Genomic DNA, 14726 nt, shown 5'->3' with positions numbered 1-14726 from the left:
GGCCCCTCAGCCCTGGTTGGTGTTGTGTGCCATGAGCAGCACGACATCGTCGAGCGATGCGCCGCCGAGAATCGCCGCGACCGGCAGATCGCGATCCAGTTCCGCTTTCACGCGCTTGCGGAAGTCCAAGGCCTGCAGGGAATCGAGGCCGAGTGCGACCAAGGGCATGGTGGCGTCGATGGATTCGGCGCTGTCACCGCCGATCACCTTGAGCAGTTCGGTGCGCATGCGCAGGTCGAGCGGGAAACTGTCGATGGGTGCGGCGGGCGCCGCGGCGGCCGTTGGAACCGCACTCACCGTCTCGGCGGGCGCCTGCGCCACCTGCGGTGCGGGCGTAGCGGATTCGAGCCCGGTGAGCACGCTGGCCTGGCCGAACGCGCCGAGCACCTCGCGCAGGAAATCCCAGTCGGCGGCGATGATCATGCCGTCGCGCACCGGCGCGGCGAGCCCGGCCTCGATCGCGTCGGCGGGCACCATCGGGAACACGCCTGCCTCTTCGACCCGGGCGAACCCGGCCTCGTCGAGCGGACCGGCCACGCTCCACAGTCCCCACTGCAGGCTCGCGGCGGCGATGCCACGGGCGCGCAGCCTGCGGGCCGCCACGTCGAGCATGCGGTTGGTCACCGCGTACAGGACCTGTCCGCGTCCGCCCAGCGTCGCCGCCATCGACGAGCACAGCAGGACCCGGCAATCCACGGTCAGCGCGACCGCGTCGATCAGGTTGTCCAGGCCGCGCAGCTTCGCGGCGGCGGCGGCGCGCACGGCGTCGTCGGTGATCTGGTCGAGTTCGGCGTCCACATAGTTGACCGCGGCGTGAATCACCAGGTCGACCGGGCGATCGGCGATCTCGGCACCGAACGCCTTCGCGGCGTCGACATCGCTGACATCGCACGACCGCACCACGATCTCGGTCGCGCCGATACCGCGCAGCCGAGCCAGTTCCGGTGCCAGCGCCTCGGTTTCGCCACTGCGGCTCAGCAGCGTGACGCGGCCCGCACCCGTGCGCGCCAGCTGATCGGCGAACCGCAGACCCAGCTGACCGGTACCACCGACGATCACCACGTGATCGAGACCTGTGCCGAGCGAACCGGTTTCACTCGTCGTATCGACGACCAGACGCTTGACGAACAGCTTGCCCGCGCGCAGCGCCAACTCGGCTTCCCCGCTGGAGTGCACCGCGCCGACGATCTTGGCGGCCTGAGCGGGAGCGGATTCGTTCGCGGCGAGATCGAGGTGCCGGAAGAGGATTCCCGGGTTCTCGATACCCACACTGCGGAATCCGGCGCTGACGCCCGACTGGAACAGCCCGGGAATCGGGTCGCCGTCGTGGACGGTCTCGCCGCCGACGGTCAGTAGCCAGCACTCGCCACCGGGACGCAGCGCGGACAACGCCGGGGCCCAGGCACGTTCGGCGTAGAACCGCGCCAGCGCGTCGATAGCACCGGCACTGTCGTCGTCGCCGGACGCGGGCAGCAACACGACCACCGAGTCAGCGGTCCCCACAGCTCGGTCCCGGTCGTCCTGGGCCGAAGGCGTGCCGGCGGCTCCGATCACGCGCGCGTCGGCGCCGTGGCGGTCCGCGGCGGCGACCAGGGCCGCGGCCAACTCGGCGCATTCGCCCGTGTGGTCGACGACGAGCAGACTGCGCGGCGCGGTCAGCGCGCGACGCTGCACCGGAATCCACTGTTCCACCAGCCGTTGCGGTTTCGGGGTGGTGACCACGAGTTCGGCGGGGGTTTCATTGGCGCCGAGGGGAGCCCACAGACGCTTGGCGTTCGTGACGGTGTGCGGGAAGTCGCGCAGCGGGAGGGTGACGGTGTCATCGACTCGCAGTGCGTCCCAGCGATAGTCGACGTCGAGGACGGCGACCTGGGCGAGATTGCGGGTGAACTCCGAGAGCCCGTCCGCGGTACGCAGCGAAGTACCGAGGACGCGGAAATCACGCGCGGGCAGACCGGGACGGTTCGGGACCAGGCTGAGGTTTTCCTGGATGGCCAGTTGCAGCACGGGGTGTTCGGCGACCTCGATCAGCAGGTCGACGCCATCGCTACCCGCGCTGACCACGGCCCGGTCGAACCGAACGCGGTTGCGCAGGTTCCAGAACCAGTACTCCTCCTGCTTGAGGTCAGGAGTGATCGGCTCGCCGAGCGTCGCGCCGTAGCAGGCGATCTCGGACGCGGTGAAGTTCGGCGTGCTCATCTCGTCACCGAGGAAGCCTTCGAAATCGGCCCGCACTTCGGCGACGATGGAGGTGTGCGCCGGGAAGGCGACCCGGATCTCCCTCGCGAACTGGCCGCGCGCGGTAGCGGCTGCCACCAGATCGACAACGGCGCCGCGTTCACCGGAGATGGCGATGATGTGCGGCGAGTTGACGACCGCGAGCTCGGCCCACCCCGAGTGCCGTGCCATCAGCGCTTCCACACTCTCGCGGTCCATCCCGAAGACCGCCATCGAATAGCCGCGCGGGGACAGCCGGTCCGCGAGCAGGGCGCGATGGGTCACCGCGAGCACCGAATCACGCAGCGTCATCACGCCGGAGACCGCGCCCGCGGCGAGCTCGCCCTGGCTGTGGCCGATGGTCGCGTGCGGATCCACCCCCGCCGCCCGCCACACCGCGGCCAGGCCCGTCATGTGGAACATCAACGCGGGCTGCACTTCCCACACCGTGTCCTCGTACTGTCCCTCGTCGCCGAGCAGATAGTGCAGCGGCTGAGAGTGCCCGAAGCGTTCGGCGTGGATGGCGGCGCATTCGTCGACCACCGCGCGGTAGTCGGCCGACAGCTCGTAGAACGTCGCGCCCATGCCGGGCCGCTGACTGCCCTGACCGGGGAAGACGAACCCGATCCGACGCGCGCTCGCCGGCACGTCGCCGTGCACGACGAGTGCGTGCTCGGAGCCGGTCGCGATCGCGTCGAGTGCGGACAACAGCTCATCGATCGCCCCCGTCGGCGGCGCCAGGATCAGCGCCCGACGACGACGGGGCACGCGGGTGCGGAACAGCATGTCCGACAACCGTTGCGCGCTCACCTCGGGGTGCGCGGCGACATAATCACGCAGGGCGGCCGCCTCGGCGCGCAGTCCGTCGACACTGTCGGAGGACAGCAGGACGGGAACGCTGCCGTCCGGCAAGCGGTACTCAGCCATGGTTGGTCTCCTCCAGCACCGGCAGGCCGACGATGGCGTGCGCGTTGGTTCCCGCGACGCCGAACGAGGACACCGCGGCATAGCGCAGGCCGTCCGCGCGCGGCGCCCAGTCGGTGAGTTCGGCCGCCAGACGCAAACTGGTCGCGTCCCAGTCGATCTCGGTGTTGGGCGCGTCTGCCCACAGGCTCGGTGCGATGGCGCCGTGCGCACCGCACAGCAGCACCTTGATCAGCCCGAGCATCCCCGATGCCGCCTGGGCGTGGCCGGTGTTGGACTTCACCGAGCCGAGCAGGGGTCCGTCGGTACGGTCCGGGTTGCCGTAAGTCGCTGCCAGCGCGGTCAATTCGAGCGGGTCGCCGACGGCGGTGCCGGTGCCGTGCCCTTCGATCAGGCCGATGTCGTCGGCGCTGATCCCGGCCGCGGCGACCGTGTCCTCGATCAGCCGCTGCTGCGCGCCCGCGCTCGGCACCGCGATCGGGGCGCCGGAACCGTTGTGGTTGACCCGCGAACCGAGCAGCTGCCCGTAGATCCGATGCCCCAGCGCCTTCGCCCGCGATTGCCGTTCCAGCACGATGACTCCCGCGCCCTCTGCCCAGAGGGTGCCGGTGGGGTCGGCGGCGTAGGAACGGCAGTGGCCGTCGGTGGCGAGGGCGTTATTCTTGGAGAACTCGTAGAACGCGCCGGGCGAACCCATCACGCACACACCGCCGGCCAGCGCCCACTCGCACTCGCCCGCCCGGATCGCCGAGGCCGCCTGATGCACGGCGGTCAGCGACGACGCGCACGCGGTGTCCACGCTGATCGACGGACCGACCAGGCCGAGGCCGTGCGAGATGCGCCCGGCCACCGCGCCGAGCGCGGTCCCTGTCGCGCGATAGCCGCTGTACTCGTTCACCGACCCCACCCGTGGCCCGTATTCGACGGTCGAGACACCCATCCACACACCGGCCGAATCACCGTCCAGCGCACCGGGATTGATGCCGGCGTGCTCGAGCGCACGCCAGGCCACACGCAGGGCCACCCGCTGCTGCGGATCCATCGCCACCGCTTCGCGCGGGGTGATACCGAAGAACTGCGCGTCGAACTCGGTCGCGCCGTCGAGGAACCCACCCGCGTCGCGGACCGGCGCCCAGCCCTCGAGCCTGCCGAGGGCGAACAGCTCGTCGAGCGGCCAGTCGCGGTCGCGCGGGAACGGGCCGATCAGCTCACGCCCCGCGGCGAGTGCGGACCAGAAGTCGGGCAGGGTCTCGACGCCGCCGGGGGCTTCGACACCCATCCCGACGATCACGATGGGATCGGAGTTCATCGCGCGAGCGCCTGGCCGACGAGCGCCTCGGCGATGCCGTCGATGTTCTCGTCGAGGTAGAAGTGGCCGCCCTCGAACAGGTTGACCTCGATGTCGGCGGTGGTGCTCTGGTCCCAGCCGTAGAGGTCGCGCGGCCCGACGAACGGGTCGTCGTCGCCACCGAGCACCAGCACAGGCGTCGCGACAGCCACGTCGGGGCCGCAGGAATAGGCGTCGAAAGCGCGGTAATCGGCTTTCAGGACCGGCAGCGCCATCCGCATCACCTCACGGCTGGCCATTACGTCGGCGCCGGTGCCGTTGAGCGTAGCCATGTGGTCGAGCAATTCGTCGTCCTCGGTGGGATGCGCGGGGAGCTCGGCGATTCGGTGCGGTGCGGCGGCCGCGGAGACCACCAGCAAACGCACGGGCAACCCCGCGGCCTCGGCCAGCCGGACGAATTCGAACGCGACGATGGAGCCCATGCTGTGGCCGAAGACGGTGAGCGGTGCGCCGGTGTTGTGGGCGGAGTCGCGGAACGCGGCGAAGGCGCCGGCGGCCAGCTCGGGCAGAGTCTGCGCGGCGGCTTCCCGCGCGCGGTCCTGACGGCCGGGATATTGGACGATCACGGTGTCGAAGTCGGCGGCTATACGCTTGGCGAACACCCGATATGCCGAGGCTCCCGCGCCCGCGTGCGGGAAGACGATCAGCGGCGGTAGGGAATCGGTCCTGGGGGCCTGAAATTGCCTGATCCAGCCGAGTTCTCTTGCCATGTCGCTCTCCCTCACCGGCCACGCGAAGCCGCGCGGCCGTTTCGCACTATCCAAACGCCGCGCTCACGCACGGGCCCGCCCGGCGCTGTCGTCCGGGACCGGGGCGAATCCTGTTGCATCCGAATCCGACCCGAATCGGGAACGGCCCGGCTATCACCGGGCGATCGGTCGGGCAACAGTAACACCCAGCCATTAGTATAGGCTAGCCTTACCAATCGAGGTGACCAAGGTTACGATTGAACGGAGCACCGAGTAGATGAACCCCGTCGGGACCCCCACCCCGCTGCCCCGCGAGCAGACCGATCTGCCCGCCGAAGTGGCCGCCGCGCCCGCCCCTGTGCTGCCCGTCTTCGCGGCGCCGTTCAGCCTGCGCCTTGCCGATCCCGACGGCACCGATCCCGAGCTGCTCGCCGAATGGATGGCCCGCCCGCACCTGCTCGAATCGTGGGAACAGGACTGGGACACCGAGCGCCGCCGCGAGAACTTCCGCGCCCAGCTGGCCGGAACCTATTCCCGCCCGTGCATTCTCAGCCTGGACTTCGCCGTCCTCGGCGAGCCCGAACTCGGTGTGCGCGATATCGCCTACCTGGAGTTCTACCGCGCCGCCAAAGACGAGATCGGCCGTTTCTACGACAGCGATCCCTATGACATCGGCTTCCACATCGCCACCGCCGACACCGCGGTGATCGGCAAGGGCATCATGTCGGCCTGGATCTCCACCATGACCACCGCCGTTTTCGCGGCCGATCCCGCGTGCCGCCGCGTCCTGGGCGATCCCGACCACCGCAACGTGGCGATCGCTCGCAGCCTGGCCAAGGCCGGGTTCCAGCCGATCGGCGAGATCGACGTCCGACCCGACCGGCGGATCGCGTTGCAGTACGTGCCGCGCACGCCGGAAGACGTAGTCGCACCACGCTGAGCGCAAGAACGCCGAGCACAAGGAAAGAGCCCCTCTCGTCGAGTTCTCGATCGGGAGGGGCTCTTTCGTGTGTACTCAGCGAGCGCCGGCGGTGGCGCGCGCCCGAGCGGGCACCGTCTGCAGCACCCGATCGGAAAGTTCGCCGAGGCAACTGAGGTTCGGGAACCCCGGCCCCTGCGCCATCGCGGCCATATTGGGGAGGTAGAGCTTGCCGCCGAGGCCGGTGACCGCCAGGTCGTAGCCGATCGACGATTCGATCCGTGACTGCGTCAGCGCACCGCCGACTGCGAGCTCGAGCAGATCCGCGGTCTGCTGATCGAACATCTCGAGGAACCACAGCGGCTGACCACCGGTGGCATCCACCACCAGGTCGAAGTTGTGAACCTGGTCGGCGCGCAACTCGTTGCTCAGCGTCAAGGCCAGCGATTCGCCCTGCGGCGCGATCTTGGTGACCCGCCCCTGCAGGTGATGAACGCGGTTGTCGCCCAACAGGCTTTCCTGCACACGCACCGAGAACACCCCGCGGTCGGTGCGCCGGATCACGTCGCGGCGTTCCTGGATGCTCAGCGCCGCCCACTTCACCGGGTCGCTGAACAGCGAGTTCTCGAAGAAACTCTCGCCACGGGTGTAGAGGGTGGCCAGCGGGGAGATCACCGAGATGGTGAGCATCTCGTGCCGCACCAGCTCGTCCAGCGCCGAACCGCCGGTCTCGCCGCCACCGATCACCGCGGCGCGCGAAGCGGCGGGCAACGTGCGCTTGCCCGCGCGGTCCCAGAATTCGGCGATGCTGAGCACGCGCGGATGGTCGAGGAGGGCACGGCTGCTGCGGCCGGGGCCGGTGATCATCAGGCCGTCGGCGGTGAGACTGCTGCGCGCACCGTCGGCATCGACCACGTCGACCTGCCACTGCTCGCCGTCGCCGTGACCGATCTTTTCCACGCGACCGAGCACCAGCTCGAGGTCGATGGACTTCGCGACCCACTGCAGGTACTTGGCCCACACATGGTGTTGCGGACTCGGCCTGCCGCGGTCGATCCATTCGGCATAGGTGCCGTGTTCGATCAGGAACGTGGTCCAGCTGAAGGCGGCCATCGCGTGATCGATATCGCGGTTGCGCCCGCGCGCCCAGGTGGAGTGGTACGGGAAGCCGATATCCTTCTCCGGGCTGGTGCCCAGACGGTGCTGTCCGTCGGTCCAGCCGCCGGTGGGCAGCCAGTTGCCGCCGACGGCATGCGCCTCGACCACGACCACGCGCGGAGCGGGCATCCCGAGCGAGCGCAGAACGTGCGATTTAGTCGCCACCGCAAGGGCTTTCGGCCCAGCGCCGACTACCAGGAGGGTTTCCACCGGTTCGTTCTCCACTCTCTCACGCACCAGCCCATATTTGCATAGGCTTACCTTATTTAACCACCGGAGCAGACAAACAAGTGTCGTTAGGCTAACCTAACGAACATGGGTAAGGGATTGAACGGTCTGATAACCAAGGCCTGGGGCGGCGCCGACTACCGGCTGACGGTGACCTCCAACGAGGAGATCACCGACAAGTTCATCCGCATCGGCTTCACCGCGGGCGGCCTGCTCGCCGACCACCCGGTGCACCCCACCCAGTGGATCCGCCTCTGGATCCCCGACGCGACCAGCGACAAGCTGCACCACCGCGGCTACACCCTGGTCGACCAGAACCCCGACGAAGACACCATGAGCATCGACTTCGCTCTGCACAACGGTCCGGCGGCCGACTGGGCCCGCCGCGCGAAGCCGGGCGATCTGCTCGACGCCACCGTGCTCGGCTCGGACTTCCAGCTTCCGGAGCAGACCCCCAGCGAGTACGTCATCTTCGGCGACACCGCCTCCCTGCCCGCCATCAACTCGCTGCTCGACGCCATCGGCGACACCCCCGCGCGAGTCTGGCTGGAATGGCAGTACGAGTCCGACCAGACCATCCCGGTCCACAACAAGCCCCACCACACCCTCACCTGGCTCCAGCGCGTCGACGACGGCCGCCTGCTGCGCGAGGCCGCCCAGGAAATCACCTGCGTCCCCGGCACTTACGGCTGGGTCACCTGCGACGGCCACACCACCCGCTCGATCGTGAAGACCCTCAAGACCCAGCACGCCCTGCCCAAGACCTCGATCAAGTCGCAGGCCTACTGGAAGTAGGCGGACCCGTTCCGCGAGGCGGGTGGCGGGCCGACCGGATTTCCGCGAGGGTAAGGGATGGAAGTTGTCCCCTGTCTGCGAGGAGAGCACCGTGTCCATTCTCGATGCCGCCACCCCCTTCGGTGAAGAGGTCGGCAAGCGGCTGGCCAAGGAACACGTGATCTGGTTGACCACCATCGGCGCGGACACCACCCCGCAGCCGAACCCGGTGTGGTTCCACTGGGAGAACGACGAGTTCCTCATCTTCACCATGCCCGAGGCGAAGAAGCTGCGGCACCTCGCGCGCAATCCTCGGGTCGCGCTGAACTTCAATGCCACCGAGAGCGGCGGCGAGGTCGCCGTCTTCACCGGTACGGCGCGCGTGGGCGAACCGGCCACCGAGGACGAAATCGCCCACTACGCACGGAAATACACCAGGGGCTTCGTCGACATCAAGATGACCGAATCGGAATTCTTCGCGGCCTACTCGGTGCCGATCCGCGTCGCCCCGGACCGCCTGCGCGGCTTCTGAACCGCCGCGGTGCGTGCGCCAGAACCCGGCGAGTACTGTGGCGAGCTCCGTCCGTATCACGGTGGGGAGCCGACATGCAGTTCAAACAGTCGAGCAAGCTCGCGAATGTTTCCTATGAGATCCGCGGCCCGATAGCCGAGCACGCCGCTCGACTCGAGGTCGAGGGACACCGGGTGATCAAGCTCAATACCGGTAACCCGATGCAGTTCGGGTTCGACGCACCGTCGGAGCTGCTGCGCGACATCATCGCCAACCTGCCGTCGTCGGCGGGCTACGCGACCTCCAAGGGGTTGCTGCCCGCCCGGCGCGCGGTGGTGCAGTACTACGAGGGCCGCGGAGTCGACGACCTCGACATCGAGAACGTCTTCCTCGGCAACGGCGCGTCCGAGCTCATCATGATGGCGATGACCGCGCTCATCGAGAACGGCGACGAAGTCCTCGTCCCCGCACCGGATTTCCCGCTGTGGACCGCCGCTGTGCATCTCAACGGCGGCAAGGCGGTGCACTATCTGTGCGACGAGAGCGCCGACTGGTATCCCGACATCGCCGACATCGCCGCCAAGATCACCGACCGCACCCGCGCCATCGTGATCATCAACCCGAACAATCCGACGGGCGCGGTGTATCCGACCGAGGTGCTCGAGCAGATGCTCGAACTCGCCCGCCAGCACAATCTGATCGTCTGCTCCGACGAGATCTACGACAAGATCCTCTACGACGACGTCGCCCACACCGTCACCGCCTCGCTCGCGCCCGACCTGCTGTGTCTGACGTTCAACGGTTTGTCCAAGGCCTACCGGCTCGCCGGTTTCCGGTCCGGCTGGCTCACCGTCTCCGGACCGACCCGCCACGCCGAGAGCTACCTCGAGGGCCTGACGATGCTGTCGGGATTGCGCCTGTGCGCGAATGTGCCCGCGCAGCAGGCTGTTCAGGCGGCACTGGGCGGACACCAGAGCATCCACGAACTCACTCTGCCCGGTGGTCGACTACTCGAACAGCGTGATCGCGCGTGGACCGCCCTCAACGCGATTCCGGGTGTGTCCTGTGTGAAGCCCAAGGGCGCGCTGTACGCCTTCCCCAAGCTCGACCGCGCGACCTACCGGATCGACAACGACGAGAAGTTCGTGCTCGACCTGTTGCTGGCCACCAAGATTCACGTCGTGCAGGGCACCGGCTTCAACTGGCCCTCCCCCGACCACTTCCGCATCGTCACCCTGCCGCAAGCCGATGAGCTCGACCAGATCATCGGCAAGATCGGCGATTTCCTCTCCACCTACCACCAGTGAACTCGACCTCGGCGGTGTCGCGACACCGCCGAGGCCCTGGCGTTTACGCGGAGACCGGCTCCAACCTCCAGCCTGTTGCCCGCTCCCGCTCGTTCCAGAACGCGGCGTAGCGACCGTTCAGCGCGAGCAGCTCCGCGTGCGTACCGCGTTCGGCGATACTGCCCTTGTCCAGGAACAGGATCTGGTCGGCATGGGCGATCGTCGAGAGACGGTGCGCCACGACGAGAACCGTTTTGTCCCTGGTGAGTTCGTGGATGCCACGGACCACGACGGCCTCGCTGTGCGGGTCCAACGCACTGGTCGCCTCGTCGAGCAGGACGATCGGAGCATCCTTGAGCAGGGCGCGAGCGATCGAAACTCGTTGACGCTCACCGCCCGACAGCGAGGTGCCGCCTTCGCCGACGGTGGTGTCGAAACCGTCGGGGAGGCGATCGACGATCTCGTCGACCCTGGCCGCCACCGCCGCGCGGTGCAGGTCGTCCTCGGTGGCGTCGGGCTTGCCGATGCGGATGTTGTCGGCGACCGAGCGGTTGAACAGGTAGACGTTCTGGAAGACCAGCGAGAGCTGGTCGAGCAGGGTGTCCGAAGGCTGCCGGCGCACATCGTGTTCGCCCACCGAGACCGCGCCGGAGTCCACGTCGTAGAAGCGGGCGGCCAGGCGCAGCAGGGTGGTCTTGCCCGAACCGCTGGGTCCGACGATGGCGGTGGTGGTGCCCGCCGGGACGGTGAAGGTCAGGTCCGACAGGACCGGTTCGCCGGGGCGGTAGCCGAAGCTCACCTCGTCGAAGACCACCGCGGGCGCACCGGCGGTGACCGGTTCGGTCGCGGCGGGCAGCGGCGATTCGGCGAGCAGGTCGGTGATGCGGTCGGCGGCCGCGGCGGCCGAGCGCAGGGCCGTACCCAGCTGGGCGGCCTGGTTCACCGGTTCGATGAAGCGCGCGCTCACCGCGATCAGCGCGATCGCCGCGGCGGCCGAGATCGCACCATCGGTCACCTGGACGACCGCGATATACGCGAGCACCAGGAACACGGCCTGCACGAACAGCGCGAACACGGTCAGCCCCGGCACGGTCGCGACCATCATCTTCAGCACGGCCGAACGTTGCCGCACCAGTGCCGAATCCAGCTTCTTGTTCCCCGCGCCGACCGCACCGAACGCGCGCAGCACCGGCTGGGCCTGCGCGAACTCCACCACCCGCGAGTCGGCCTCGGCCGCGGCGGCATGCAGCCGGGCGTCGGCGCCGGTGTAGGCGCGATTGGCGAGATTGTTCACCAGGTAGAGCACCGGTGCGGCGAGCAACATCGCCACACCCACGCGCCAGTCGATGAACAGCATCCCGATCGCGACGACCAGCGGCACGATGATGCCGGTGAGCACCTTGGTGAGCAGATAGGCGATCAGGCCCTGCATCTCGCGCACCTGCTCGACCATCACCCGCGAGAGCGGGCCAGCGTCACGATCTTCGAACCAGCCCAGCGGCAACGCGTTGAGCTGATCGCCGAGCCGGGTCTGCAGACCGCGCTGCATGCCGAGGCCGATCCGCAGACCGATCACGGCCTGCAGGTAACCGAAGACGACCACACCCGCCACGGCGGCGGCCATGCCGAGCGCCCACAGCCACGCGCCACTCAGATCGTCACCGAACAGCGCTTCCAGCACGGGAACCAGCAGCAGATACGCGATGGCCTGGCACAGCGCCTGCACCACGATCACGCCCAGCAGCCGCGAGATCAGGGGGGCGAACTCGTCGGGGACGAGCCGGAAAACCTTGCGAATCATCGTGTTTCCTCCACCAGGGCGAGCGCGCCGAGGGCAGCTTCGTTGATCTCCCACAGCCGCTGATACAGGCCACCGGCAGCTCGCAGTTCCGCGTGCGTGCCCTGTTCGACCAGAGTTCCGTTGTCCAGCACGAGGATTCGATCGACTCCGGTGATGGTGTGTAGTCGGTGCGCGATGACCAGCACCGTGCGACCGGCAATCAGGGCCGCCAGTGCGTCCTGTACGGCGGCCTCGGATTCGGGATCGGCGAAGGCGGTCGCCTCGTCGAGGACGAGCACCGGGGTGTCGGCCAGCAGTGCGCGGGCGATCGACAGCCGCTGCGCCTCGCCGCCGGACAGCGTGGCGTCGACGCCGATCTCGGAGTCGTAGCCGCGGGGCAGCGCCAGGATCCGGTCGTGGATCTGAGCGGCCCTGGTGGCGCGTTCGATGGCCTCGGTGTCCGCGTCGGGGCGGGCCAGCAGGAGGTTCTCGCGAACGGTGCCGCGGATCAGGCGGACGTCCTGGAAGACGAATCCGACTGTGCGGTAGAGCTCTTCGCTGGTGAATTCGCGAATGTCGCGGCCGTCGATGGTGATTCGGCCCGCGCCCACGTCGTAGAAGCGGGGCAGCAGCTTCGCCAGGGTCGACTTGCCGGAACCGCTCGGGCCGACCAGGGCGGTGATGGTGCCGGGGGTCAGTTCGAGGTCGATGCCGCGCAGCACGTCATGGCCGGTGCGGTAGGCGAACTCGACGCCCTCGAAGCGCACGATGCCGGTCTGCGCGCCCGCGGGCGTTTCGGCGATCTCCAGTTCCGGGGTCTGCAGGAGTTCGTGCAGGCGCAGGGCCGCGGCGCCACCGGCGCGCAGGGCCTGCGAACCGTAGCCGAGGCCGAGCAGCGAACTGCCGATACCCAGACCGACCAGCAGGAACGGCAGCAGATCGAGCGGGTCCACCCAGCCGAGGCCGACCCCGGCGAGACCACCGAGGACCACGACCAGCATGACGAACACGGGCATCACCACGATGTCGGAGGCCGCCTGCACGCGAATGATCGGCGTCTTCATCCGATGCGCCGCCTGGACCTGACCCTCGACGGCGTCCTGGAACTCCCTGTGCGCCTTGCCCGCCTGACCGAATGCCCGCACCACCTGGATACCGTCGACGAACTCGACCGTGGCGGCGGACAGACGACGCTCCCACCGGGTGTACACCGCGAGGCGATCGCGGCCGTCGCGGTCCATGATCTTGCTGAACAGGATCATGTAGGCGATCAGCGGAATCATCAGTACCAGCGTGAGTCGCCAGTCGACGGTGAACAGGTAGCCGAGGGTGACCAGCGGGACCACCAGCGCGCCGATGAAATCGAGGCGGGCGTGCGCGACCAGGAAGTGCAGTGCGTCGACATCGTCGCGCAGATAGCCCTTGACCTCACCGGAGCTGCGCTCGCCGAACCAGCCCAGCGGCACCCGGGTGAGTTTGGCCGCGAGCAGTCTGCGCAGGGTGAGCTGGTAGCCGGCGTCGACCGCGTGCGACCAGCTGAGCGCCACGACCTGCAGCAACGCCCGCACGACGAGCACGATCACGGCCGCGCCGAACAGCCACCACACCCGGTCGGTATCGACCGGGGAGTTCAGCAGTTCGCGGCAGGCCGCCACGATCAGCAGGAACGGGACCACCGAACACACCGAGGCGAGCGCGACGATCAGGCTCGCCACCGTCAGCATCCCCGATACCGGTGCCAGAATCTCCTTGCGCGCCAGCGCTTCCTGCTGCTTCTGCGCTTTCGCTGCCGCCTTGGGCAGCCGGTTCCCCGACTCCGCCCCCGGCGGCGGCGCTACCTGCACCGTCATATCGTTCTCGCCTCTCGACCTGTCCGCGGCAACTCCGCCGAGGGTAGGTTAGCCTAAGTTGAGTGGTTGTGGACGATCGGGGAAGGTTGCGTGAACTGCCCGTCAACCCGTCGGCAATTCACTCTTTCGGGCGTAATTTCCTCCCTACCTCTTGATCTCGTGTAGCGGTGGGAGAACGAAAATGTTTGTCACGTCAATCATTTCAGCAATCGCCGATTGCCATTCCGATCCTGGAAAGCTGTCGCCCGAACAGGCGCATCGGGCGATGCAGATACACCTCGAATGCAGCGTCGACCTGTGCCGGGTGCGACGGCGTGCGCGTCAAGTCCTCGTCGAAGCGAAACTGATGGTGCTCGATCAGCGAGCGGGTTAACGATTGAGCGACGGAATTGCGGGAATTCGTTTCCCATGTTCACTCCGCTGCCATCTTCGGCCGCCTGGTTACACCGTGACGCGCGTACCGGATTCGAGGTCACGTATTTCCGTGACGATGCGCGCGGAGTTCTCGTCGAAGGGTGTGCGACGGCCGTCGAGGACGGAATCACCTGGGTGATCGACTATCGGCTGCGGCTCGACGGGAGCTGGCACACCCGGTCGGCGCAGATCGTCGGGCGGTATCCCGAGGGCAGGCGGTCGGTGACCGTGCAGTCCGATGGGCTGGGGCGCTGGCAGATCGACGGCACGGTCGCGCCCGAGCTCGACGGGTGTCTCGATATCGATCTCGAGGCGTCCGCGTTCACCAACGCCTTGCCGGTGCATCGCCTCGGGCTCGTGGTCGGCGACAGCGCCGACGCGCCCGCCGCCTATGTTCGCGCCGCCGACCTCACCGCGGCCCGATTACCGCAGCACTATCGCCGGATCGCCGACGGGGTAGGTCAGCGCTACGACTATCGCGCGCCCGAATTCGACTTCCACGCCACCCTGGATTACGACGAGTCGGGTCTGATCATCGACTACCCCGGGCTGGCCACACGCACCGCGTGAGCCACGACGTCGAGCAGGTTCCGAGGGGCCGACAGCACCCGGCGCCACCGGCTCGACA

The 14726-nt window shown here is 68.1% G+C and carries 11 protein-coding genes; 5 read left to right on the top strand and 6 right to left on the bottom strand.

Annotated elements, in window-relative coordinates; translation table 11 throughout:
- Window positions 1–6: 6 nt before the first annotated feature.
- From nbtC to ACFVJ5_RS13775, 3 genes are read right to left on the bottom strand one after another with little or no spacing between them, the layout of a single operon-like run.
- Entirely contained in the window at window positions 7–3144 is a 3138-nt protein-coding gene (gene nbtC / locus ACFVJ5_RS13785; protein WP_379220280.1) for a nocobactin polyketide synthase NbtC, read from the bottom strand.
- The gene (locus ACFVJ5_RS13780) at window positions 3137–4450 is read right to left on the bottom strand and encodes a polyketide synthase (protein ID WP_379220279.1); all 1314 of its coding nucleotides are present in this window, start codon (window positions 4448–4450) and stop codon (window positions 3137–3139) included. The genes nbtC and ACFVJ5_RS13780 overlap by 8 nt, the downstream gene beginning before the upstream one ends.
- Window positions 4447–5199 carry a thioesterase II family protein gene (locus ACFVJ5_RS13775; protein WP_379220278.1) on the bottom strand — a complete coding sequence of 251 codons (753 nt, stop codon included), beginning with the start codon at window positions 5197–5199 and terminating at the stop codon, window positions 4447–4449. The genes ACFVJ5_RS13780 and ACFVJ5_RS13775 overlap by 4 nt, the downstream gene beginning before the upstream one ends.
- Window positions 5200–5455: 256 nt before the next feature.
- On the opposite strand from ACFVJ5_RS13775, the gene ACFVJ5_RS13770 reads away from it, so the two are divergent.
- On the top strand, window positions 5456–6118 hold the full coding sequence (locus ACFVJ5_RS13770) for a GNAT family N-acetyltransferase (protein WP_379220277.1): 663 nt from the start codon (window positions 5456–5458) through the stop codon (window positions 6116–6118).
- A 75-nt stretch (window positions 6119–6193) separates the two neighbouring features.
- Here ACFVJ5_RS13770 and ACFVJ5_RS13765 read toward each other — a convergent pair whose 3' ends face one another.
- Window positions 6194–7465, bottom strand: a complete 1272-nt coding sequence (locus tag ACFVJ5_RS13765) for a SidA/IucD/PvdA family monooxygenase (protein WP_379220638.1) — start codon at window positions 7463–7465, stop codon at window positions 6194–6196.
- 105 nt (window positions 7466–7570) lie between these two features.
- On the opposite strand from ACFVJ5_RS13765, the gene ACFVJ5_RS13760 reads away from it, so the two are divergent.
- The 3 genes from ACFVJ5_RS13760 (at window position 7571) to ACFVJ5_RS13750 (ending at window position 10075) form a co-directional block, all read left to right on the top strand.
- Window positions 7571–8278 carry a siderophore-interacting protein gene (locus ACFVJ5_RS13760; RefSeq protein ID WP_379220276.1) on the top strand — a complete coding sequence of 236 codons (708 nt, stop codon included), beginning with the start codon at window positions 7571–7573 and terminating at the stop codon, window positions 8276–8278.
- Between the two features lie 91 nt (window positions 8279–8369).
- The gene (locus ACFVJ5_RS13755) at window positions 8370–8789 is read left to right on the top strand and encodes a TIGR03667 family PPOX class F420-dependent oxidoreductase (protein ID WP_379220275.1); all 420 of its coding nucleotides are present in this window, start codon (window positions 8370–8372) and stop codon (window positions 8787–8789) included.
- A 74-nt stretch (window positions 8790–8863) separates the two neighbouring features.
- A complete protein-coding gene (locus ACFVJ5_RS13750; RefSeq protein ID WP_378656604.1) occupies window positions 8864–10075 on the top strand; it encodes a pyridoxal phosphate-dependent aminotransferase in 1212 nt (403 codons plus the stop codon).
- Window positions 10076–10118: 43 nt separating this feature from the next.
- Here ACFVJ5_RS13750 and ACFVJ5_RS13745 read toward each other — a convergent pair whose 3' ends face one another.
- Both ACFVJ5_RS13745 and ACFVJ5_RS13740 read right to left on the bottom strand, forming a co-directional pair.
- Entirely contained in the window at window positions 10119–11855 is a 1737-nt protein-coding gene (locus ACFVJ5_RS13745; RefSeq protein ID WP_379220274.1) for an ABC transporter ATP-binding protein, read from the bottom strand.
- Window positions 11852–13684, bottom strand: coding sequence for an ABC transporter ATP-binding protein (locus tag ACFVJ5_RS13740; RefSeq protein WP_379220273.1), 1833 nt, complete (start codon window positions 13682–13684; stop codon window positions 11852–11854). The genes ACFVJ5_RS13745 and ACFVJ5_RS13740 overlap by 4 nt, the downstream gene beginning before the upstream one ends.
- A gap of 408 nt (window positions 13685–14092) precedes the next feature.
- On the opposite strand from ACFVJ5_RS13740, the gene ACFVJ5_RS13735 reads away from it, so the two are divergent.
- Entirely contained in the window at window positions 14093–14668 is a 576-nt protein-coding gene (locus tag ACFVJ5_RS13735) for a putative glycolipid-binding domain-containing protein (protein ID WP_379220272.1), read from the top strand.
- The last annotated feature ends 58 nt before the right edge of the window (window positions 14669–14726 follow it).

The organism is Nocardia sp. NPDC127606 (genome assembly GCF_042671725.1).
GTDB lineage: Bacteria > Actinomycetota > Actinomycetes > Mycobacteriales > Mycobacteriaceae > Nocardia.
The sequence above is the reverse complement of the archived record's forward strand: the minus strand, read 5'-3'. Positions and strand labels throughout refer to the sequence as shown.